A 22,551-nucleotide genomic window follows, 5' to 3' on the forward strand; every position below is an offset into this window, starting at 1 on the left:
AGAGACAGCATTACCGCGTCGAGGTTGCAGCCTATCAGGCTGCAACACCGCTGTGAAAACGAAACTCGCGATCATCAGTCAGCACCGCCTGCCCTTCAATTTCAGCAAAGAGCGCAATCCGATCGCCAATAGAACCCTCGGCATAACTGCGCGCCAACTTCAAATAGTCTTGATAATGCCGCGCTTCGGACTTAAGCAGCGAGCGGTAGAAATCACCCAGCTCTTCGTCCAAGTGTGGCGCCAATTTGGCGAAACGCTCGCAGGAGCGTGCCTCAATAAAGGCGCCGACAATCAACGTATCTACCAGACGGCCCGGTTCTACAGTGCGCACATGCTGACGTAAACGCTGCGCATACTGGCTGGCAGACAAGCCACGGTAAACGATGCCGCGCTTGCGCATCAGAGCGAGAACCTGTTCAAAGTGGCGCAGCTCTTCGCGCGCCAACCGAGACATTTTTTGCAGCAAATCAGGCTTATCGATATAGCGGAACATCAGATTCAACGCAGTGGATGCGGCTTTTTTCTCACAGTTAGCGTGATCAATCAGCAGCTCTTGCGGATGCGCAAGCGCTTGCTCGACCCAAGCATCCGGGGTGGCACAGGGTAAAAACGCAATAAGTTCGTCTGGTAACATGGCGATAGGTTCAGGGCAGCGGTAAAGCGGCACAGTATACCTTTTTGGGCCGCCTTATCAGCGGGCTGTATAGACATGGATCAATGCCATCGCAGCAAAAACCGGCTACATTGGGGTTAGATATCGGCTATTACCGCAGGCTATATAAGGAAAACGCCATGCAAGCAGTTAAACGCATTCTTGTGGTCATCGATCCCACACGCAAAGAACAGGTCGCCCTAAAACGGGCATCCCTGATTGCCCGCTTCATTGAATCGGAGTTGCACTTGCTGGTGTGCGAGAATCGCCAGGATTACGGCCCTCTTCTGCAAGAGCTGACTGAGCAGGCAACTGCCGAGGGTATCACCTGCGACTCCAGCCAAAGCTGGCACAGCGGCATGACAGAGACCATCAACCGCGCGGTCGTCCGCGAAGGCTGTGGCTTGGTAATAAAGCAGCACACGCCAGATAGCGCGTTGCGAAAAGCGCTACTGACACCAGAAGACTGGAAACTACTGCGCTATTGCCCCGCTCCAGTGTTGATGGTGAAAAACAGCGACAGCTGGATCAAAGGCAGCGTGCTAGCGGCCATTGATCTTGGCAGCCATGATGATCAGCATCACGTGCTACACGACACCATCGTGAGTCATGCAGCGGATATTTGCGAAATGATTAGCGGCCAACTGCATCTGATCAGCGCCCACCCCGCTCCCATGCTGTCGTCTGCCGATCCAACCTTTCAGCTGCGCGAAAGTATCGCTGCCAGCTATCAGGATGCCTCCGGCGAGTACACCGACAAGTACGGCGTCGCACAGGACTGCCTGCACATAGACGAAGGTCCGGCAGATACGCTGATTCCCTTTGTGGCCAATAAGATTGGGGCCAGCGTTACCGTGATCGGTACGGTTGGGCGTAAAGGCATTGCCGGCGCATTGATCGGCAACACCGCCGAAGTAGTGCTTGATCAACTCAATAGCGACGTTTTGGTTCTGAAGCCCGACGACACCCTAAGCCACCTCGAATCACTACTGGAGAAATAGCGCGCGGGGTCCTGCGTTTACCGCACCGCTTCAATGCGGCGCTCATGGTAAGCGCAGGACAGCTCAAAATAGGCACTGTCGAGCTCGTCACGCAGCTGCTTTAAGCTGAGCGTTGCGCAGTGGCTACGTAACCGCAGGCCGCAAGCTGGCAAACCACCCTCTTCTACCCGTGGAATCAACCGCAGTACGTGCAAGGCCAGCGATGCATCGGCAGGCACTTTTACCTGCAAACGCTCCAGCGCCGCACGCAATGCAACAACTGAAATCACCTCAACCCGCGCTATCACCACCTGCTCCAGCAATTGCTCGAGCCGCTGCCAGACCGCTGCCTTTTCAGGTGCATCGTAACGATTCCAATCAATAACCTCGTGACTAAAACGCTTGCAACCTCGGCATACCAGATCGCCATAGACTGTTGAACACAAGCCTACACAAGGTGTGGTGCAGCGGTAATCGGGCAAATCGGACATCCGGGCTCTCTGGATCAAACGAAGTGAATTGAGCAAGCACACATACTAAACCAGCCACACCTCATTCCCAATGCGCCTCTGCCCTCACTGCCTCATTTGTTGGACAGTGCATCCGCAACTTAACTTTACACCCGGCTTCCTGTAGAATCAGCCCGCCGTAAAGGCTGTGTTTCAGGCGCTAGCCCGCAACCCCTTTTGTATCTGCCAACACCAGTTACCGAGGTTGCTCCCCCACAAAATCGGGCCAGCGTTTGTACCAGTCTTAATTATCGGCACGCAGGGAAGCACTGAATAGCTCCCTTATCCAAGATGTTTATTCAGTGCTTCCCGGGGTCCGAGAGGATGACAGTTCCGCCACGAGCGGAACAGACTGATGAGGGTAATAACTGTGCTTGAAGCCTATCGCAAACACGTTGAAGAGCGCGCCGCCCTGGGCATCGTGCCCCAGCCGCTGAACGCCGAACAAACTGCTGGTCTGGTAGATCTGCTGAAGAACCCGCCAGCCGGCGAAGAAGAGTTCCTGCTTGATCTACTTACCAACCGCGTCCCACCAGGCGTGGACGAAGCCGCTTACGTCAAGGCCGGCTTTCTTTCCGCTGTCGCCAAGGGCGAAGCTAACTCGCCGCTGATCACCAAGCTACACGCTGTTGAGCTGCTTGGCACCATGCAGGGCGGCTATAACATCGCCACGCTGGTAGAGCTGCTGGATGATGCTGACCTGTCCACAGCTGCAGCTAAAGAACTGAAGCACACCCTGCTGATGTTTGATGCGTTCCACGACGTTGCCGACCGCGCAAAGAAAGGCAACGCTAACGCTGAAGCCGTTATGCAGTCTTGGGCTGCTGGCGAGTGGTTCACCAATCGCCCAACCCTGGCTGACAAAATCAGCCTGAGCGTGTTCAAAGTAACTGGCGAAACCAACACCGACGATCTCTCTCCTGCACCAGATGCCTGGTCACGCCCTGACATCCCGCTGCACGCACTGGCCATGCTGAAAATGGCACGTGAAGGCATCGAGCCGATGGAACAAGGCGTAACCGGTCCGCTGAAGCAGATCGAAGAGCTGAAAGCCAATGGCTTCCCGGTTGCCTATGTTGGCGACGTTGTGGGTACTGGTTCTTCACGTAAGTCTGCTACCAACTCCGTGTTGTGGTTCTTCGGTGACGACATCCCGAATGTACCTAACAAGCGCGCTGGCGGCTTCTGCTTCGGTAACAAGATTGCTCCTATCTTCTACAACACCATGGAAGATGCCGGCGCACTGCCGATCGAGTTTGATGTCTCCGAAATGAACACCGGCGACGTGATCGACGTCTATCCGTACGAAGGCAAAGTTTGCAAGCACGGTACTGACGACGTCATCACCACCTTCGAACTGAAAACTCAGGTCCTGCTGGACGAAGTACGCGCTGGCGGCCGTATCCCGCTGATCATCGGTCGTGGTTTGACCGAGAAAGCCCGTACCGAAATGGGTATGCCTGCATCTGATCTGTTCCGCATGCCAGTAGCACCTGCTGAAAGCAACAAGGGTTACACCCTGGCGCAGAAGATGGTCGGCAAGGCGTGTGGCGTCGAAGGCATCCGCCCCGGCACCTATTGCGAACCAAAAATGACCACCGTGGGTTCTCAGGACACCACTGGCCCAATGACCCGCGACGAGCTGAAAGACCTGGCTTGCCTGGGCTTCTCGGCCGATCTGGTCATGCAGTCTTTCTGTCACACTGCGGCTTACCCCAAGCCAATCGACGTGACGACTCACCACACCCTGCCTGACTTCATCCACAACCGTGGTGGCGTTGCGCTGCGTCCTGGTGACGGCATTATCCACAGCTGGTTGAACCGCATGCTGCTGCCCGACACAGTCGGCACCGGTGGTGACTCGCACACCCGCTTCCCGATGGGTATCTCCTTCCCTGCCGGTTCTGGCCTGGTTGCCTTCGCAGCTGCCACTGGCGTTATGCCGCTGGACATGCCTGAATCCGTTCTGGTTCGCTTCAAGGGCAAAATGCAGCCCGGTATCACCCTGCGTGATCTGGTGCATGCGATCCCTTACTTTGCCATCCAGGAAGGTCACCTGACCGTCGAGAAGAAAGGCAAGAAGAACATCTTCTCTGGCCGTATCCTCGAGATCGAAGGTCTGGAGCATCTGACTGCCGAGCAAGCGTTCGAGCTGTCTGACGCCTCTGCCGAGCGCTCTGCTGCCGGTTGTACTATCAACCTGAGCGAAGAGTCGGTTGCTGAGTACCTGAAGTCCAACATCGTCCTGCTGCGCTGGATGATTGCCAACGGCTACCAGGACCCACGCACCCTAGAGCGTCGCGCTCAAGCCATGGAAGCATGGTTGGCTGATCCCAAGCTGATGAAAGCCGATGCTGACGCCGAGTACTCAACCGTGATCGAAATCGATCTGGCTGACGTTAAAGAGCCGGTTCTGTGCGCACCTAACGATCCAGACGACGCTCGTCTACTGTCTGACGTTGCTGGCCAGAAAATCGACGAAGTCTTTATCGGTTCTTGCATGACCAACATCGGTCACTTCCGCGCCGCTGGTAAGCTGCTCGAGAAGAACAAAGGTGCTCTGCCGACTCGTCTATGGCTGGCTCCGCCAACCAAGATGGATCAGTATCAGCTGACCGAAGAAGGCTACTACGGCATCTACGGCAAAGCAGGCGCGCGCATGGAAATGCCCGGTTGCTCACTGTGCATGGGTAACCAGGCACGTGTAGCTGCCAAGTCGACTGTTGTCTCCACCTCCACACGGAACTTCCCGAACCGTTTGGGTGATGGCGCTGACGTCTTCCTGGCTTCTGCTGAGCTGGCATCGGTTGCGTCCATCCTGGGCAAGCTACCGACCGTTGAAGAGTACATGGGCTACGCCGCGCAGATCGACAGCATGGCGGCTGACGTGTATCGCTACATGAACTTCAATGAAATCGAGTCCTACCAGAAAGCTGCAGCGTCCATCCCGGTCGCTCAGCTCTGATAGCAGGCACGAAAAAAAGCCCCGCCTAGCCTAGCTAGCGCGGGGCTTTTTTATGGTTCTTCACGGAAGTCCGGGGCAACCCGGACTTTTCGTTTCTGGAATGAGGTGAGGCGGTGACATCTCGGTCATGATGGTTGTGCGACCAACACCATAATCCGAGAGCACCGTCTCATGCTTGATCATACCGATTGGCTGCCGTTCTGGAAGGACTTCTACGTCCTCGATTTACAACTTCTCGACGGCCACGTCTGCGTTTCGCTGACTCCTGATGACTCATCACTTACCTGCGGTGGCTGCGCCAAGCCTTGCCGCCAGATACATGAGCGAGTTAGACGTCGCGTACGCGACCTTCCCATGCTCGGTCATCCCGTTATTCTCGATCTGATTCTGTATCGCCTGGAATGCCCTGACTGCGGGCACTGCCTGCAACAGGTGAGCTGGCTTGATAAACACGCGCGCCTGACTAAGCGGCTGGCTCAGGCGGCTGCAGAATGCTGCGCTCGGTTACCGGTGGCGCACGTGGCAGACATGTTTGGTCTGCATTGGAGCACGGTCAGACGCCTGGATCATCAGCGTCTCCAGTCCCTTGTGGCATCACTTCCGACGGCCCAACCGCGCCGCCTAATCATGGATGAGTTCGCCCTATTTAAGGGGCATCGCTACGCCAGTGTGATCCTCGATGCCGATACACGTCGGGTTCTATACGTGGCCCAGGACCGCAGCCGCCGGGCCATTCGGCCCTTTTTTGAACAGCTTGGACCAGAAGGCTGCGCCCGTATCGAAGCGGTGGCCATGGATATGAATACCGCTTTCGATCTCGAGGTTCGAGCTCGATGCCCCCGCGCACGTGTGGTTTACGATCTGTTCCATGTCATTGCCAAGTATGGCCGGGAGGTCATCAGTCGCGTGCGAGTGGACGCCGCCAATCAGCTACGCCACGACCGCCCCGCACGACGGGTGGTGAAGCAGGCTCACTGGCTGCTGCTTCGTAATCCAGCCTCGCTCAACGAGCGCGAGCAGGTTCGGCTTGATGAAGTGCTGCAAGCGAACCAGCCCATCATGACGGTTCACGTGATGAAGGAAAGTCTACGCTCGCTCTGGACAGCACCTGACGCTTGGGAATGGCGAAGACGGTGGCAGCAATGGCATGCCCATGCTGCTGAGAGCGGCATTCCGGCTTTGATGCACTTCGCTGAAGTGCTTAAGCCTTACTGGAGAGGGATTCTGGCTAGGGTGCGTTGGCCGATGCATACCGGCCAGCTTGAGGGGATCAACAATAAGATCAAAGTGATCAAGCGCATGGCCTATGGGTACCGCGACACCGATTACTTCTTCCTGAAGATCAAGGCCGCGTTCCCCGGACATACGTGATGAACCTTTTTTATGGCTAACAACACGTCAAAACCTTGGTAATGGAAGGTCGAGTTCCACCTCGACCAAAGGCAGCTACCGTCGACGCCGTTGGCCGGGATGGAACCCGGCCCTCCACTTAAAACAGCTCCTTAAGGGCTAGTACTCCGGAATAAAGTAACCACCACTAGCCACAAAATCCTGTGCTTATTGCACGAACTTTCGCGGCTCGACCTTGCGATCTATCCGCATAGGGGTGAGTCTCAACCGCCATCGGCGGGCTCCAAGCGTGACCTTAGCGTCCATAGCGAAACAAAAACGTCCTTTTACTCACTCCTTATCCGCAGCCCCCTCGCTCTTTAGTTCAGCAAACTTTCCGGCCATCGTCGGGTTACCCCGATTCAGCTTTTTGATGGTCACGTCTTGCGCCTTGTCATTGGCAAGCCGCAGGTTCCGATCAGTGCCGAGCAGCGCTTCTTTCGTCTTCTGCAGATGGTCGATGGACTTGTCGATTTCATCTATTGCCGTTTGAAAGCGCCTTGAGGCCAAGTCGTAATTCTTGGCAAAGGCGGTTTTGAAGGAGTCGAGCTCGTTCTCGAAGTTGGTAATATCAATGCTCTGTGCTTTAACCAGTGCCAGCTCGGTTTTGTATTTAAGCGAGTTCATCGCCGCGTTGCGCAATAGAGTGATCATGGGCAGAAAAAACTGCGGACGAACGACATACATTTTCGGATAGCGATGGAACACGTCCACGATCCCCGTGTTGTAAAGCTCACTGTCCGGCTCAAGCAGAGACACCAGCACCGCATATTCGCAGCCTTTCTCCGTGCGATCCTTGTCGAGTTCTTTCAGAAAGTCTTCGTTCTTGTTCTTCGACGCGGTGCGATCACTTTCGTTTTTCATTTCAAACATGATCGAGACGATCTCTGTACCGGCCTCGTCCATATCACGAAAAATATAATCACCCTTGCTGCCCGTTCGCGCGTCGTTGTCTTTTTCGAAATAGGCCTTCGGAAACGCAGTCGCTCTTATGCGATTGAACTCGGTCTCGCAGTGCTGCTCCAGGGTTTCGCCAACCATTTTGGTCGACAGCCGCGCTTTCATGTCCCGCAGGCGCTCGATCGCGTCGTCGCGGTCTTTGATCTGTGTTTCGTACTTATCTTTTAACGCGGTCTCAGAAAGCTGCTTTTCCAGCTCAGCGCGCTGGAGCCCATTCTTGAGTAGATCCCTCTCCTTCTCGACCGCGCCTACCGCTTCGTTGACCGCAAGCTTTTGCGCAACCTCGGTCGCCTCGAGCTTCGCCTTCAGGCTCTGAGTCTCTGCGTTCAAGGTCGCAGTAGCCTTTTGTCTTTCGTTCTCAAGCCGCGATTCAGCTAGCTGGGCAACCGCCTGCTTATCCTGCTTCGCTTGCGCGAGTTCGTTGGCAAGCGCGTCCCGCTCTTTCTCGACGGCGTTGAGCGCTTCAGCTACGGCCATCTGCCGCGCAACGTCGCCCGCATCCAGCCTTGCTTTCAGCTCCTGTATCTCGGCGTCTTTAGTGGCAGCCATCTTTTGCGATTCGTTAGCGACCCTGGTTTGAGCGAGCTCCACTGCGTTACGTTTATCCTGTTCAGCCAGCTCAAGCCGCTCATGCAATTGTTTGTCAAAGTCGCTGTCACGAACCTGTTTCAGAATGTCCGCATAACCGGCTTCATCGATTTTGAAAGCTTTTCCGCAATGCGGACAAATGATCTCGTGCATAGTCCCTCTTCTGAATCTCTATAAACCGCGATAACCAGGACCGGATCCTGTTTTGTATTTCTAACGACGTTTAACTTTGGCCAAGCCGGTTTGGGGTCGACTACGTCGGCATGTTAAAAGGCCGTTTATTTATGAAACTCGACATAAAACCTGACCTTCCCTAAAGGCTTTACCGAATGGGGAACAGCTGGCTCGACAACACCAAAATTAGTCGGGTTGAGCGTAATCACTTCGATCTCTGGCTCATTGATTGTGTATTGCAACTCGCCTTCAAGAACCACAATCTTCCCCCAAACCGACTCCTTGGTCCTGTGCTCATTGAGCAAACCACTTGGAACTGATTCTTCGTCGAACTCCGGCGTTTTCTTGTATGCATTTACATTTAGCGGTAGTTCTTTCATGTGACTGCCCTCTAATCTTGAGGCTGAAGATGGGGGGGGCTATTACCAGTGAGCGATTCGAGCGTATTGGTGAGGAGGAACTCATCAGAAGGTTACTAGCCGAAATACTACCGCTGTAACCCCAAAAAACAACCAGGCGGCTAACCCTTACACCTGTTTTAGTATCTTGCGCTCTTGGTGCTACAGCGTCTGATTTGCTAGAAAGCTTTTACGTGTATGAAAGGCTGCTGCCTGGATTGCTCCTCCCAGTCGAAAGTCGATCGGCAAGCCTTGTAAAGAGCCCTAATGAGCCTACGCACAAATACGGCTAGCGGTGCTGATAGGTTCGACAGTGCGTAAGAGGGGATGCATAGAGCTAACTGCTTGGACGCCATCCCTAGGCGTCTGATTCAGGGCCGGTCGCTGTTATCAGAAGGTAGCGCTATCGGAGGGATTGGTAAAGTGTCGAGATAGCTGAATCACGGCGATGTTCACTGCTGGGGTAAAACCGGATCGGAAGAGCTAGCCGCCGCCATTTGCAGTGAGGTCTAGTCAAACAACGTGAACTCACGCTGGACCTTGAAATACACCTCGCGTGCGGTCAGATCTTGCTTGTTTATATCCGACTCGTAATCTTTTACCAGCCGTAACCCCCACATCAACTGCCACGCCGGGTGCGGTGAGTAAATCTGGGTGTACTCCAGGGTTCGGCTGGTTTCGCGTGCCAGCTCGGCGCCCCGCCAACGGTCGATATCCCGCTCGGTCACGTCGTTGAGCCACAGCAGCCGGTGAGTCAAACCGCGGGGGTCGTGGTATAGGGCTGTCAGGGAGAAGAACTGTTCCTTGTAGAGTCGGTCGCCGTCGGTACTGAAGTCGCGCAGGGTGAGGTCTGCTATTAAATCCAGTCGGCCGGCGGTGTAGTGCAGTTTTGGTTTGATCTCACGCATTTGCCCAAGCACTAGATTCTCGGGGTCAGCTACGGCGCCCCAGCGGCCGTCCAGGTGTAGTGTCCAGGGCACATAGGGAGCGGTCTGAAAAAACCACTGCCAATAGTGTTCATCGAATCGAGGAGCGTTGTCACCGGCCGAGAGGTCGCTTTGGTCTATGCGGTTGACCGCTCGGTTGCGATGTTGCCACCCCAGGCGAGCGATAGTTTGATAGCTGCCGCGAAATTCACCCCAGGCGCCAACAGTCGTCTCCAGCGGCTCGTTATCCGAGTGGGAGCGCATATGACCGCCGATGAGGTACGCGCGGATGCGCGACTGGCTTTCATCATCCGCTTTGGCCTGAAAGTACCATTTGCGGCCGTAAGCCAGATTAACTGCGCGGTAGTCTACGCGGCGTAAAAAGCCCAGGTCTGCACGAAAGTCCGGCGATACATCGTAATACCGTGCCCAGTAGAGTGATTTCGGACCGTCATGGTTATAGCGTAGCTGCAGGTTATAGCCACGCAGAGGATCGTCGTAATCGGCGCGCCTGACGTACGGGGTGATATCGCACTCCCCCAGCTCACACTCGGCGTCGGGATCCAGGTCGGTACAGCCGGCGCTGTCGCACAGGTCCTCGGCAAAACGCTGGGGATAGCGGGTATCCGATACCATAAACTGACCGCGCACTTTGTCGTCGATCCCAAGATTACCGGTGCCATTAAAGCTCATCACGGCGTTGTGGTAATCGTCGGCCGTACGCAGGGTACTCAGCACGCCCAGGCTGCGTTTATCAGACTGGTGCTCGTAGTTGAACGCAACCGATTGGCTGTTATCCACCAGGCTGACGACATCCGAGCCGAGGTTATCCGGCATGTACAGTTGTGTCTGCTGGTCAAAAGCGGCAAGCAGCCCACTGGTGGCCGTTGGGCTGCTCCACAGGTGCGCCAGACCGACATCAGGCTGGATGATGTTGCGCGTGTACACCACATCGTTGAGAGTACGAAAGTACTCGCGGGCATCTACAAACAGCTCGCGCTTTTCTGGCTCGTAGGGGTCAAAAGGGTTGTTGATGCTGTCTCGGGCGATATCCGATTCGACTTCTGCGTAGCTGGGCTTTACGGTCATCAAAAAACTACGGTCGGCAGAGATTTGGTAATTCAGATAAGCGCCAGCGGCATGTCGAGGCTGCTCCTCCACCTGATCAAAGCGTGCGCCTATATCCCTTTCTTCATCACGGTCGTAGACATAGTGGGGAGTGACAGTCAGATGGCGGTTGCTGGGAACCGGAGCGTTAGCCTTCGGCGGTTCCTCGGTGAGCACCAGCTCGACTGCTGTAGCCAGTGTCCGCTCGACCTGACGGGGATAATGACGTTTGAACATGATCAGCAACTTGAGAGGCTGATCATGTTCATCTGGCGTTATGCGCAATGCTTCTCGGGGGATCGCCATTTCGACGCTGAAGCCTGTCGCGTCAATTTTCGCTGAGGCCTGCCACTCGGTATCCCAATCGTAAAGATAACGATCGCTGATGGTGTCTTGCAGCACATCGGACTGGCTGCCGTGCGGGTTCACCCTGAACTCGTACTTGCGCAAGCCCTGCCCCGCAGGGTCGAGCACCAAAGAAACGTAATCATCTTCTTTAAGGCCATCGCGCTCGCGCACCGCCGAGCGCAGGTTGTCGATATCGGGGTCTGGTGCGTCAAAGGCGGCGTAAAGATACGTATCAGTAAATGCAACCCGAACCCGCGTGGGCACGCCTGCTGCACGTAAGCGGACCGGGAACACCTCGTAATCGATGGGTATTTCGTGGAGGTTATGCCAAAAGCCGTCAGACAGGTCGCCGTCAATGATCGGGGCGTCGTGTCTGACATAGGTGTATACCCACGGCACCTCGGGGCTAGTCATTTCAGCGCCATCGACCGACTGGGCATCGGCGGCTTCCGGATCCTGGTCTCCCAGAATTTCCTGTGCGAGCGAATGCAGACTGACGCAGAGCAACGCCACCAGCAGAAACGGGCGCAACCCCTTGCACCGGTTCAAGGCAACATCCCTTTTTGCACTTGCAGCATAAATCCAATCCGAGTCTGCGTTTCTACCAGAGCATAGCAAAGCGCGGAGGCAGCATTGCGGTCATGTCAGACGAGACGCTTTCCTGGGTTCTGTTGCGTGGGGTAGCGTGATTAGACGGGTTCGATTGGGTGACAAAGAAGAATACGGGACGGCCCGGTCATCGCCGGGCCAGACTATTTCAGATGCAGGTGCTGCCACCATCAACAGGCAATGCGATACCCGTGGTAAAACCTGCGCCTTCGGAGCACAGATATAGTACGGCGGCGGCAATCTCTTCGGCTTTACCGATACGACCAACGGGGTGCAGGGCCGCGGCGAATTCGGCTTTGCGCGGCTCAATGGCAGCAGCGCGGCGGAACATGTCGGTATCGATTACAGCGGGGCACACAGCGTTTACGCGCACGCCTTTTTTAGCGTACTCAACCGCTGCTGAGCGCGTTAGGCCGAGTACCGCGTGTTTGCTGGCGGCGTAGATACTCATCTTGGGCGCAGCGCCTAGAGCGGCGATAGAAGCGGTATTGACGATAGCACCACCACCGCTCTTGAGCATTAGCGGGATTTCGAAGCGCATGCACTGCCAGACGCCTTTAACGTTAACGTCCATGATGCGGTCAAATACGTCTTCGTTGCCGTCGGCCAGTTTATCTTGCTCGATTTCAATACCGGCGTTATTGAAGGCGCAATCCAAGCGGCCAAAATCGGCTTCGATCATATCCATCAACGCTTTGACCTCTGTGGCAGAGGCGACGTTGCAGATCGAAAACACTGCCTCACCACCGGTGGCGCGAATGCCTGCTGCTACGGCTTCACCGCCCACTGCGTCTACATCGGCCAGTACCAGTTTTGCGCCGGCAGCGGCAAAGGCCTCTGCGGTGGCTTTGCCAATGCCTGCGGCGGCGCCAGTAACCAGTACGATCTTGCCTGCGAATGCCAAACTCATAACGCGATGCTCCTGAGCGAAGGGCGCCTCAATAGCGTGCGCTCCATTGTTGTTGCCGGATAATAGCAACGCATCGCGTCAGAATTCGACTGGATCAGCTCTGTTGTTCACGCGTTATGCCGAGCACTGATAAGCACAGGTGTGCAAACCTGGCGAGGATGGCGGAGACGCTAGCGCGCGCCCAGCTCGGCAAGGTACTCAATGATCTCTTGTTGATTACCCGAGAACTCCACGCGCACCTGCTTGCTCTCACGTTGATAGGCATACATGGGGTCGTAGTAATTCTCCAGCAAGCCTTTGATCCACTGGCGATGCAGGGATACATCACCGGTACGCTGTTGCTGCGCCAGCGCGTCGCGCATGATGGAATCCAAGGTTTGATGCTGCTCACCACCCAAGCGCTTGCGGATACGCAGCAGACTTTCCAGCAGGTGCTCTGCGAAGGCACTGAAAGCCTGCTCAGGCTCGCTGTGAACTTGAGCGTATTCAGCATGCATGTCGGTAACGTAATCGCCCAGGATGCGGGTGATGCGGTTCTCCTGGCTGTCCTCCAGCCACACCAGCGATGCTTGTTGCATGGCGGCAAACACGTTCAGCGGCACAGTGCAGCTACCGACCATGCGGCCTTCGTCTTCAAGCACTAACCTTTGCGCGCCTGCGGCGCGTACTTTCAGGGCTTCTATAGATAAGCGGTTTTCAAAATCGATTTGCGTGGGTTGCGGCGTGGCGTGGCGGCCAAAGCTGGAACCACGGTGGTGCGCGTGCCCTTCCAGATCGAGGCTATTGCTCAGCGCGGCAATAACTTCGGTTTTGCCGGTACCGGTAAGACCCGCCACCAATACCGGCGGACACTGCACAACCGCTTCATCCAGCGAATCAATCAAGAACCGCCGCATCGCTTTATAGCCGCCCACCACGCGCGGATATTGCACGCCCGCGTCTGCCAGCCATTCCTGCACTAGCTGCGAGCGTAGCCCGCCACGAAAGCAATACAGATACCCTTGTGGGTTAGCCCGTACCTGCTCGACCCAAGCGTCAATACGCGCGGCTTTGATATCACCACTTACCAGTTTATGACCCAGCGCTATGGCGGCGTCCTGGCCATTGTGTTTGTAGGTAGTGCCTACCTGCTGCCGCTCGGTGTCATTCATCAACGGTAGGTTGCACGACGCAGGAAATGCGCCCTTGGCAAACTCGATTGGCGCACGCACATCCATCAAGGGCACGTCAGACAAAAACAGCTGGCGAAAATCCTCGGTGTTATCGCGCATCAAACAACCTCAACCCAAGGGCCGCCGTCTGCTGCAACACATTCACCGATCGACTCCAGCGCCAGGCCTTCTTGCTGCGCTACTGACAGGAACTCGGCTACGGCTTCCGGAGCAACCGCAACCAACAGACCACCGCTGGTTTGCGGGTCGCACAGTAGATGCTGCTGGCCTTCCGGCAATGGGGCGATCTTATGGCCGTAGCTGTCGAAGTTGCGCAGCGTACCGCCAGGAATGCAGCCTTGCTCAAGATAGTAATCCACACTGGCGATCCGTGGGATGCGCTCTGCGTAGATACGCGCTTTCACCTTGGAGCCTTCGGCTACCTCAGCCAAATGGCCAAGCAGGCCGAAGCCGGTAACGTCCGTCATGGCCTGCACTCCTGCCAAAGTAGCGAAGCGCTGGCCAACTTTGTTCAGGGTGCACATCAAGTCACGGGCCACGCCAACATCTTCCGGGCGCAGTTTTTTCTGTTTTTCAGCGGTGGTGAGAATGCCAATGCCCAAGGGCTTGGTGAGAAACAGCTGAGCGCCGACGCGCGCCTGATCGTTACGTTTGAGATGCTGACGCAGCACATGGCCGGTCACTGCAAGGCCGAAGATGGGTTCAGGGGCATCGATTGAGTGGCCGCCTGCCAGCGGCATGCCAGCCTCGGTACAGACCTGACGCGCACCAGCGAGCACTTCACCGGCAACAGAAGCTGGTAGCACATTAACCGGCCAGCCGAGAATGGCGATCGCCATCAGCGGAGTGCCGCCCATGGCGTAGATATCACTGATGGCATTGGTGGCGGCGATACGACCAAAATCGAAGGGATCGTCGACGATGGGCATAAAGAAATCGGTGGTGCTGACGATGCCCTGATCGGAATCGATACCAAACACCGCCGCATCATCGCGGCTATCGTTGCCGACCCAAAGCCGCTCGAAGGCTGGGCCAGGCTGACCGACCGATAACATTTCATCCAGCACCTTGGGGGCTATCTTGCAGCCGCAACCGGCACCATGGCTGTATTCGGTCAATCGCACTGTCTGGGTCATGCAGGCTCTCCGGCTGAAAGATCAAGCCGCCGATTCTACCAGCCGACAGTGCCCACGCCTACGACTCAGCGCCCGCGTCGGCGTTGTTCAAATTGATCCAGGGTGTCGCTGGCGACCATGCGCCCGAGTTCTATCAGCTCCGGCGCACGATAAAACTCGAAAAAGCGGCACAGGCGCCGCGGCACGTTGATCAGCACATCTGGCGGATAACCCGCAATTTTGTACTGGGTCAGGGAAGATTGCATGGCCTCGAATGACAGGTTCACCAGTTCCAGCATGCTGGCCGGACCAGGTGGTGCTTCTACCTCGACCGGGGCGAGCTGATCTTCGTCACGAGAGTGCGGTGCTTCTTCTGGCGCGGGCTCAGCGGTGAGCAGAGCCATAGCATCGCCCTCCTCTTCATCCTCGCCTTTGCGCCCCAACCAGTTCGGTTTGATGGCCGTCATCCACTGATCCCATTGCTGGCGAATCGGCGCTGGCCGTTCCACCACCGGCATGCTGTAGCCATCCATTTCAATCGAGTTGAGGTTGACTGCCATAATCAGATCACAGTGCGAAGACACCACTGGCACAATGGGCAGTGGGTTCAGCAGGCCGCCATCAACCAGTACCCGACTGCCCTGACGTACTGGCGAAAACAGGCTGGGGATTGCTGCTGACGCGCGCATGGCTTGGTGCAGACAGCCCTGCTGAAACCAGACTTCCTGCTGGTTAGTCAGGTCTGTCGCCACTGCGGTAAAGGGAATAGGCAGCTGTTCAATATTTATCTCGCCAAGAATCTCGCGAATACGCCCAAATACGCGCTCGCCACGGATCGCGCCGAGGTTGCCGAAACCGATATCCAGCAGACGAATCACATCAAGGTAATCCAGCCCGGATACCCAATCTCGATAATCCTTAAGGTGGCCTGCGGCATGAATCCCACCGACCACAGCACCCATAGAGCATCCGGCAATGCAGGCGATTTCATAACCACGCCGCTCGATCTCCTCAATCACACCAATGTGCGCGTAACCGCGTGCACCGCCGCTACCCAGCACCAATGCTACTCGCTGCCCCATAAAATGATGGCTCCCACGCTATTTGGTTAATCCCGATTGACGTACCTGATCACTCTGCGCATGATGCCGGGATCGTTTCCCGCAGCACAAGGCACCCCGTGATCAAGCGTCTGTCCGTTCCTATAAAAATAGTGCTGTTTATTGCTTTGCTGCTGACACTCATCGCGCTGCTGGGTGTTTGGTATATGCATACCGCGCAGGCTCAACGCAGCGGCGATCTCCGACTAGGCAACCTGCAAAGCCAAGTTTCGGTGTATTACGACGCTTGGGGCGTGCCCCATATTGACGCTCAGAATGAAGAAGACGCCTACCGCGCGCTGGGTTACGTGCACGCACAGGATCGTCTGTTCCAAATGGATATGTTGCGCCGCGTCGGCGGGGGTCGGCTGTCTGAGCTGTTTGGTGTTGAATCCTTTGCTACCGACCGCTTCTTTCGCACTTTGGGTATTAACCGCTTTGCCCGCGCCTATGCCAAACGCCTGGAAGCAGAACCCGACAGCCCCCACGTAAAGCTGCTGCATGCTTATCAGGATGGCATAAACCAGTATATTGACCACGGCGGCAGACCGCTTGAATATCGGCTGCTGATGGCCAAACCTGATTACTTCACCACCGAAGACATCGCCCAGATCATGGGCTACATGGCTTATTCCTTTGCCGAAGCCTTTAAGACTGACGTTCTGGTCGACAATATTCGCGGCACCTTGAGCGAGCGTCACTATAAGGATCTGGTACCCGGTTGGCCAGACCAGTTGCCGCCCGCCCGCTCTTCCGGGCAACCTTACATAGAGCTACTGCAACCCCTGCTGGAGCAGGTTTCAGCCATTGAGAAGGATTTCCCTGCCGGCCAGTTCATGGGCAGCAACGCCTGGGCGGTCAAGGGTGCCCGCAGCGCCAGCGGAGCGCCTTTGCTGGCCAATGATCCGCATATCGGTTTCTCGGTCCCTGCTGTGTGGTATGAAGCTCATCTGCGTACCCCGCAAAATGAAGTCTATGGCCACTTTTTGGCAGGTATTCCCTTCCCACTTCTGGGTCAAACACGACATCACGCTTGGGGTCTGACCATGCTGATGAATGATGATATCGACTTCTACCGGGAACGGGTCAACCCAGACAACCCGGATCAGGTGTGGGCTACCGATCACTGGGAAGACTTCAAGGTGCATGAAGAGGTCATCAAAATTCGCGGCCAGGAAGACCGTCTGATTAAAACGCGCAGCACCCGCCATGGCCCGATCATCAATGACTTGCCCGGCAGTCTGGAGCGCCAGCCAGTCAGCCTGTTCTGGACCTTCCTTGATCCGGACAACGATTCAGCCAAAGCCTTTTACGGCTTCACTAACGCACGCAGCATGGACGAATTCCAGACCGCTGCGGCCGACCACAGCGCGCCGGGGCTGAACATCGTGTATGCCGACACCGACGACAACATCGCTATGTGGGCGATCGGCAAACTCAAACGCTGGCCCACCAGCAGTAACGGCTTCGCGCTACTCAATGGCGGCTCCGGGCACGATGAGTTTCTCGGTTATATGCCATTCGAAAACAATCCAAAAATTATAAATCCACGCGAAGGCTATCTGTTCAGCGCCAATAATCCTTACCCGGAAAAAAACGTTCGCCGGCGCCTGCGTGGTTATTACGCCCCTACCGAACGCGCGCAGAGGTTGCAGGAGCTGTTGGAACAGGAAGACACATTCGATTTGTCGCGTTTCAAAGCGATGCAACTCGATGATCAGCGTCCGCAGGCACTGGCGATGGTGCAAGACGCTCTGCCGCTGCTGGACTACAACCTGTTTAGCGCTGACTTGCGCGCACCTGCGGCCAAGGCTGCAACCCTGCTGGAGCAGTGGGACGGGCGATATGAGCAGGACAGTGCGGGCGCCAGCATCTTCCAACGCTGGCGTGATGAGTTGACTGCTGCGCTCTTCGCTGACGAACTCGGTGAGCGTTTCAGCTTTTTCCGTAACACCTTCATGGCCAGCAAGACCCTGACCCATCTTTATTGGAAACCCACCTCACCCTGGTGGGACAATCGTCAGCAGCCGAGCTTGGACGGACGCCAGGCAGCTATCACCCATGCCTGGATCAAGGCAGTAGAAGGCCTGGTAGCAGATTTGGGTGAGCAGCCAGAGCAATGGCAGTGGTCACGGTTGGCCAGCCTGCAACATCAGCATGCATTGGCTGACCGCATACCTTTTGGCCGCTATCTGAATACCAAGCCGGTGCCAGTAAACGGCGGCAATGAGACGCTGAACAATATGGCGTTCAATACCGGGGAGGCGCGCTACCATGTCAAATCCGGACCTTCTACCAGACGCCTTATTGACCTGGCTGACGTTAACGCCTCCTTGGGCATCAACCCGCTAGGGCAATCTGGTAATCCGCTGGATATGCATGCCAGCGATCAGGCCGACATGTACAACGAAGGACGATATCGGACCCAATTATTCGATTGGCTTTCGATTGAAGCCTTGCCAGACCGACTGCAGATTCGGCCCGACAAGAAATCGCGCTAAGCAGATCCTCAGCGGATGCGCGTAATACGCACGCCCTGCTCCGGTGCCGGCTGCCCTACGATCAAGCGCTGATCAGGGATGCCGCCGATTTTCAGAGCCTCTACCAAGGCTGGCGCGCCTGCACCGTCAATGCTGACTCGCAACAACGAGTCGGAGCGCAACATGCGCACCAGCAATCTAACCCATTCGACGGTGGGCTCCGCCTCAGCATGAGTCATGTCCACGGACGGGAGCTGCAACTCACCTTCGCGCTTGAGTACTTTAAGTAGCGTTGTAGGCGTGGGATACAGCGCCTCGGTTACCGCGGGTTTAGGGGTAAACTGATCAAGGTGCAAATAACTGCGCTTGTTGCCGCGGGTAATCGAATACAAAGAGATAAAACGCTGCGGCTCGCTATCCAGACGCAGCGCTAAATAGCGTTGATCTTCGTCTGGGCCGTACAGCTTCGCGTTATTAAACACCTGGTTGGCCCACAAGCTGCTACTGCCGCATTCGCGGCCTTCACAGGTGTACAGCAACGTATTTGGCTGCTCGGTCAATTGCTGCAGCGCGTCTTTGAAGGCCTCATCCGGGCTATAACCATCGCGCATCTGCCAAGTAGCGCGCAGTAACTCTCCACTAGCACGCACTTCGCGCCCAGCGCGCAGCTGATTATTAATTCGCCGGATGCTACCGATAATGACCTGATACTCAGACTCAGGCAGCAACTGCTCCTGCACAGAGTCTGCGTGGCTGAAGGGCTGAATGCTGAGGGCTTGCTGAAAAGCATCGTCAGCCTCGGCGACTCCACTCAGCGATAGCAAAACAACAGAGCACCCAAGCAACGGGATATGACGCAAAGACATAGAATTCCTTGAGGCGGCGGCGGGCAAGCCAACAGCATACGCGGTTTGCGTTACCGCAGTCAGGAAGCGCTGGAATCAGTAGTCGACAATGAGGCGTAGAAATCATTGAGCAGCCCCGCGACGGCAGGCGCTTCAGCCTCAAGGTGCAAGTGATGACCACCATCCATTTTATGTAACTGGATATTCTTGAAGCGCTCGATGCGATCCAATACCTGTGGGTGTTTGTGCATCACGCCCTGATTGGCCAACACCAACATAGTTGGAGAGGTAATGGACTCGATGAAGGAGTCCGCGTGACGATTGGTAAACCGCAGTGGTGACGGCAGCATAAGCTGCGGATCAGTGCGCCAAGTCCAACCGCCATGGTCTGGCATTAACCCTCGTTCCACCAAACAACTCGCTGCATCACTTGTAATACTGGTGGTGCCACCGCGCACCCGAGCCGAAATCGCTTTTTCAACACTGTCGTAGACCGGTTTGCGTTTATTTCCGACAGCTAAGCTCGACTTGAAAAAACGCGCCATCTGCTTAGGTGCGTCATCGGCTTCAGAGGTAAAGGGCATCAACCCATCAATCATCGCCGCACCGATAATTCGCTCGGGCAAGCTGCCCGTCAAAATACCGCTTATGATCGCCCCCATAGAGTGGCCAAGCAGCGCAAAGCGTTCCCAACCCAAATCCTCAGCTACTTGCAGCACGGTGGAGGCCTGCTGCCACAAACTGTAGCCCGCCATCGGCAGGTGGTCCGACAATCCGTGTCCAGGAAGGTCGAGCGCCACCAGGTGAATGCCTTCCAAAGAGGGTGCAATGTGATCGAAGGTGGCGGCGTTATCGAGCCAGCCATGCAGGCCGATTACCGGTAACCCACCGGGTTCACCCCAGACTTTACCGGCTACTTCTAGTGAGGAAAGAGAGAAACGTACTTCGCGGCTGGTAGCTGTCATCTGTTATCCGTTCAGGCCTGAGCGTGTGCTTATGAGTGCCAATCTAAAGCCTTTGAGGCATCCAGGGCAATCAAGCACACCAGCCGTGAATACAGCGGCATAGATCAGCAGAGAGCGGTTTATCCAGCGTTTTTCAAGGGCACTACCGCCATAGTCAAACGGGCGATACACGTGAGCGCACCCGCTTCATTGCTCAGGCGAATATCCCACACGTGGGTAGTACGGCCCAGATGAAAAGGTCTGGCGATAGCCGTAACGCGTCCGCTTTTGACAGCCTTTAAATGGTTTGCATTGACCTCAAGACCAACACAGTAAAACTGGCTGCTATCGATACACAAGTAAGAAGCAATACTCCCCAAAGACTCAGCCAGCACTACGGAAGCGCCACCGTGCAGGATTCCATAGGGTTGGTGGGTACGCTTATCGACCGGCATGCTGGCGGTAATCCAGTCATCTCCGTACTCTTCCATGCGCACATCAAGTAGCGTGTTGATATCGTCAGAAGGCGCATTCATCGCCGCCAGATCCACCTTGCCAAACCAAATTGCACTCATGCTTTCTCCTTTGTGTCCTGCTGCCAAACGATGGTGTCGCCTGAAACCAGCCAAAGGTGAAGTTCACCTTGATAGGTGGCTTCAACCACGTTGCGTTTCAACTTTTGATTCGGCGTTCGAAAACCGCCCTCAACATTCCATTGGTCGCGGATGACCACCAGGCAAGTAAGCTGCTCACTGCGCTGCAGCTTCTCGTTCACGCTTTGTAGCAAAGCCTGCAACTGCTTCTTCAGCTGATCGCGAGACTCATCGGCCGCGGCATCACTCAAACAGATTAACGCCAAAGGTTGCGGCAGATCGTGACCCACTACGCAGGCGTCTTCTACCAGTGAATCATCCAGCAACAGCGCTTCAATCGGAACCGGCGTGACATAGCGCCCTTTCGAGGTTTTGAAAATATCTTTGGCCCGCCCGGTCAGTCGCAAAAAGCCTTCTTGATCTATTTCGCCCAGATCACCGGTATGCAGGAAACCCTCTTTATCCAATACTTCCGAAGTACGTGCTGGGTCCTTGTAATACCCCAGCATAGCCGCACGACTGCGCACCAGCACCTCACCCTCTGCAGTCAAACGGCACTCTACGCCAGGATTAGGCAACCCTATATAGCCGGCCTTGATCTTCTTTGGCCGCCCGAGATGCGAGTAGCCGCAATTCTCCGTCATGCCGTAGGCCTCCACTATCAGCAAGCCGCGCTCGGCAAACCAATTGCTCAAGGTGGGCTTAAGGCGCGCCGCGCCGCAGACGGCATAACGCACCTGATCTAACCCCAGGTCGGCGAGAATGCTGCGAGCCTTGTGCGCGGCTAACAGCGGTAGTTTCATTTGCAATCGAGACCAGGCAGATGAATGCCGGTGCTCAGCGTAAAGTTTAAAGTTTTCCCAAATACGCGGTGCGGCAAAAAACACCGTGGGCCTTGCTCGCCTGGCGTCTTCGAAGAAGGTCGTAACGCTATTCACGAAATACACTTGCTGCCCGGAAAGCAAAGAAGCGATCTCAACAAATTGACGCTCCGCTACGTGACTCAATGGCAGGTAAGACAACAGGCGGTCATTTGCGCTGATGTTAAACAGTCGTAAGCCGTTGTTTGCCGATAGATACATGCTGCCGAAACTCAGCATCACGCCCTTGGGAACACCCGTGGTGCCAGACGTATAAACAATGGTTGCTAGCTGATCTGCGCCGGGCACACTCAAGGCCTCCAGCGCCGAATTACTGTCCTGTAATGCTTGCCAGGGCTGAATATTAGCGTCCTCGGGGGCCAGAGGAAGACCAATCCAGGGCATGTCTTGCGGCACACCAGAGCGCATATTTTGCCAATCATCCAGTTTGCCGATAAATACGGCGCACGTGTCAGAATGCTCCAACACCTGTCTGATGGTATCCGCGGTCTGGTTGGGATACAGCGGGACAGACACATGACCGGCCATCCAGATAGCCAAGTCGGCGATGATCCAGTGGGCGCAGTTTTTCGATAAAAGACCAATCTGGCTGCCGGCAGCAAAACCTAACGAGCGCAGGTGGCTAGCCATACGCCGCGCCTGCTCGCCGACCTCACGCCAGCTCAGCTCAATCACCTGACCGTCCGGCATCGGCTGAATCAGATAGATTTTATCTGCCTGCAGGCTTTCCTGACGCAAAAACGCATCAAGTGCCGTGATCGGCGGTGTAGACAAGGCGCCCATACTCTGCCCTCGAGATTGTAGATCATTATTATTTTTGGAATGCCATCACATGCTGCGAGGTGATCACCCGTTTGAGTGAACACTATCCCATGCCAACGATCCACCACAAGGCCCTAACGCGCA

The 22,551-nt window shown here is 55.8% G+C and carries 17 protein-coding genes; 4 read left to right on the forward strand and 13 right to left on the reverse strand.

The genetic code is table 11. The annotated features are described in order from the left end of the window. Positions 1-34 precede the first annotated feature (34 nt). Positions 35-634: a MiaE family protein gene (locus AC1XYH_RS08980; protein ID WP_483326239.1), complete on the reverse strand. Its 600-nt coding sequence runs from the start codon at positions 632-634 to the stop codon at positions 35-37. Positions 635-792: 158 nt separating this feature from the next. Here AC1XYH_RS08980 and AC1XYH_RS08985 point away from each other — a divergent pair, with 158 nt between their 5' ends. Further along, entirely contained in the window at positions 793-1,653 is an 861-nt protein-coding gene (locus AC1XYH_RS08985) for a universal stress protein (protein WP_483326240.1), read from the forward strand. 17 nt (positions 1,654-1,670) lie between these two features. On the opposite strand, the gene AC1XYH_RS08990 is transcribed toward AC1XYH_RS08985, so the two are convergent. Next, entirely contained in the window at positions 1,671-2,123 is a 453-nt protein-coding gene (locus AC1XYH_RS08990; RefSeq protein WP_483326241.1) for a DUF1289 domain-containing protein, read from the reverse strand. Positions 2,124-2,511: 388 nt separating this feature from the next. On the opposite strand from AC1XYH_RS08990, the gene acnB reads away from it, so the two are divergent. Both acnB and AC1XYH_RS09000 read left to right on the forward strand, forming a co-directional pair. Next, positions 2,512-5,106: a bifunctional aconitate hydratase 2/2-methylisocitrate dehydratase gene (acnB, locus tag AC1XYH_RS08995; RefSeq protein ID WP_483326336.1), complete on the forward strand. Its 2,595-nt coding sequence runs from the start codon at positions 2,512-2,514 to the stop codon at positions 5,104-5,106. Positions 5,107-5,277: 171 nt separating this feature from the next. Further along, positions 5,278-6,477 carry an ISL3 family transposase gene (locus AC1XYH_RS09000; protein ID WP_182250114.1) on the forward strand — a complete coding sequence of 400 codons (1,200 nt, stop codon included), beginning with the start codon at positions 5,278-5,280 and terminating at the stop codon, positions 6,475-6,477. Between the two features lie 309 nt (positions 6,478-6,786). Here AC1XYH_RS09000 and AC1XYH_RS09005 read toward each other — a convergent pair whose 3' ends face one another. The 7 genes from AC1XYH_RS09005 to AC1XYH_RS09035 all read right to left on the reverse strand — a co-directional run bounded on the left by AC1XYH_RS09005 (position 6,787) and on the right by AC1XYH_RS09035 (position 15,884). Further along, a complete protein-coding gene (locus AC1XYH_RS09005; RefSeq protein ID WP_483326242.1) occupies positions 6,787-8,196 on the reverse strand; it encodes a DUF2130 domain-containing protein in 1,410 nt (469 codons plus the stop codon). Between the two features lie 125 nt (positions 8,197-8,321). Further along, entirely contained in the window at positions 8,322-8,597 is a 276-nt protein-coding gene (locus AC1XYH_RS09010; RefSeq protein WP_483326243.1) for a TehB family protein, read from the reverse strand. A gap of 527 nt (positions 8,598-9,124) precedes the next feature. Next, complete coding sequence (locus AC1XYH_RS09015; protein ID WP_483326244.1) at positions 9,125-11,545, reverse strand: sugar-binding protein; 2,421 nt, start codon at positions 11,543-11,545, stop codon at positions 9,125-9,127. Positions 11,546-11,753: 208 nt separating this feature from the next. Then, on the reverse strand, positions 11,754-12,515 hold the full coding sequence (locus AC1XYH_RS09020) for an SDR family oxidoreductase (RefSeq protein ID WP_483326245.1): 762 nt from the start codon (positions 12,513-12,515) through the stop codon (positions 11,754-11,756). A 170-nt stretch (positions 12,516-12,685) separates the two neighbouring features. After that, on the reverse strand, positions 12,686-13,786 hold the full coding sequence (gene mnmH, locus AC1XYH_RS09025) for a tRNA 2-selenouridine(34) synthase MnmH (RefSeq protein ID WP_483326246.1): 1,101 nt from the start codon (positions 13,784-13,786) through the stop codon (positions 12,686-12,688). After that, a complete protein-coding gene (gene selD, locus AC1XYH_RS09030; RefSeq protein WP_483326247.1) occupies positions 13,786-14,823 on the reverse strand; it encodes a selenide, water dikinase SelD in 1,038 nt (345 codons plus the stop codon). The genes mnmH and selD overlap by 1 nt, the downstream gene beginning before the upstream one ends. Before the next feature lie 65 nt (positions 14,824-14,888). Then, positions 14,889-15,884, reverse strand: coding sequence for a patatin-like phospholipase family protein (locus AC1XYH_RS09035; RefSeq protein WP_483326248.1), 996 nt, complete (start codon positions 15,882-15,884; stop codon positions 14,889-14,891). 98 nt (positions 15,885-15,982) lie between these two features. Between AC1XYH_RS09035 and AC1XYH_RS09040 the strand changes: the two genes are divergently transcribed. Then, positions 15,983-18,403, forward strand: coding sequence for a penicillin acylase family protein (locus AC1XYH_RS09040; RefSeq protein WP_483326249.1), 2,421 nt, complete (start codon positions 15,983-15,985; stop codon positions 18,401-18,403). Positions 18,404-18,411: 8 nt separating this feature from the next. Here the strand turns inward: AC1XYH_RS09040 and AC1XYH_RS09045 are convergent, their stop codons facing one another. The 4 genes from AC1XYH_RS09045 to AC1XYH_RS09060 all read right to left on the reverse strand — a co-directional run bounded on the left by AC1XYH_RS09045 (position 18,412) and on the right by AC1XYH_RS09060 (position 22,428). Beyond that, positions 18,412-19,248: a DUF4892 domain-containing protein gene (locus AC1XYH_RS09045; RefSeq protein ID WP_483326250.1), complete on the reverse strand. Its 837-nt coding sequence runs from the start codon at positions 19,246-19,248 to the stop codon at positions 18,412-18,414. Positions 19,249-19,307: 59 nt separating this feature from the next. Beyond that, the gene (locus AC1XYH_RS09050; RefSeq protein ID WP_483326251.1) at positions 19,308-20,192 is read right to left on the reverse strand and encodes an alpha/beta fold hydrolase; all 885 of its coding nucleotides are present in this window, start codon (positions 20,190-20,192) and stop codon (positions 19,308-19,310) included. A 119-nt stretch (positions 20,193-20,311) separates the two neighbouring features. Then, complete coding sequence (locus AC1XYH_RS09055; protein ID WP_483326252.1) at positions 20,312-20,746, reverse strand: hotdog fold thioesterase; 435 nt, start codon at positions 20,744-20,746, stop codon at positions 20,312-20,314. Beyond that, complete coding sequence (locus AC1XYH_RS09060; RefSeq protein ID WP_483326253.1) at positions 20,743-22,428, reverse strand: AMP-binding protein; 1,686 nt, start codon at positions 22,426-22,428, stop codon at positions 20,743-20,745. Before AC1XYH_RS09060 ends, AC1XYH_RS09055 begins: the two co-directional genes overlap by 4 nt. Between the last annotated feature and the right edge of the window lie 123 nt (positions 22,429-22,551).

The organism is Pseudomonas sp. GW-45 (assembly GCF_056896675.1).

Bases quoted from the DNA above. Each gene is read 5' to 3' on its own strand.
- AC1XYH_RS09055 (WP_483326252.1), bottom strand. From the start codon at position 20,746: ATGAGTGCAATTTGGTTTGGCAAGGTGGATCTGGCGGCGATGAATGCG.
- mnmH (WP_483326246.1), bottom strand. From the start codon at position 13,786: ATGCGCGATAACACCGAGGATTTTCGCCAGCTGTTTTTGTCTGACGTG.
- AC1XYH_RS09060 (WP_483326253.1), bottom strand. From the start codon at position 22,428: ATGGGCGCCTTGTCTACACCGCCGATCACGGCACTTGATGCGTTTTTG.
- AC1XYH_RS08980 (WP_483326239.1), bottom strand. From the start codon at position 634: ATGTTACCAGACGAACTTATTGCGTTTTTACCCTGTGCCACCCCGGAT.
- AC1XYH_RS09010 (WP_483326243.1), bottom strand. From the start codon at position 8,597: ATGAAAGAACTACCGCTAAATGTAAATGCATACAAGAAAACGCCGGAG.
- AC1XYH_RS09045 (WP_483326250.1), bottom strand. From the start codon at position 19,248: ATGTCTTTGCGTCATATCCCGTTGCTTGGGTGCTCTGTTGTTTTGCTA.
- AC1XYH_RS08990 (WP_483326241.1), bottom strand. From the start codon at position 2,123: ATGTCCGATTTGCCCGATTACCGCTGCACCACACCTTGTGTAGGCTTG.
- AC1XYH_RS09035 (WP_483326248.1), bottom strand. From the start codon at position 15,884: ATGGGGCAGCGAGTAGCATTGGTGCTGGGTAGCGGCGGTGCACGCGGT.
- AC1XYH_RS09050 (WP_483326251.1), bottom strand. From the start codon at position 20,192: ATGACAGCTACCAGCCGCGAAGTACGTTTCTCTCTTTCCTCACTAGAA.
- AC1XYH_RS09000 (WP_182250114.1), top strand. From the start codon at position 5,278: ATGCTTGATCATACCGATTGGCTGCCGTTCTGGAAGGACTTCTACGTC.
- AC1XYH_RS08985 (WP_483326240.1), top strand. From the start codon at position 793: ATGCAAGCAGTTAAACGCATTCTTGTGGTCATCGATCCCACACGCAAA.
- AC1XYH_RS09005 (WP_483326242.1), bottom strand. From the start codon at position 8,196: ATGCACGAGATCATTTGTCCGCATTGCGGAAAAGCTTTCAAAATCGAT.
- AC1XYH_RS09020 (WP_483326245.1), bottom strand. From the start codon at position 12,515: ATGAGTTTGGCATTCGCAGGCAAGATCGTACTGGTTACTGGCGCCGCC.
- selD (WP_483326247.1), bottom strand. From the start codon at position 14,823: ATGACCCAGACAGTGCGATTGACCGAATACAGCCATGGTGCCGGTTGC.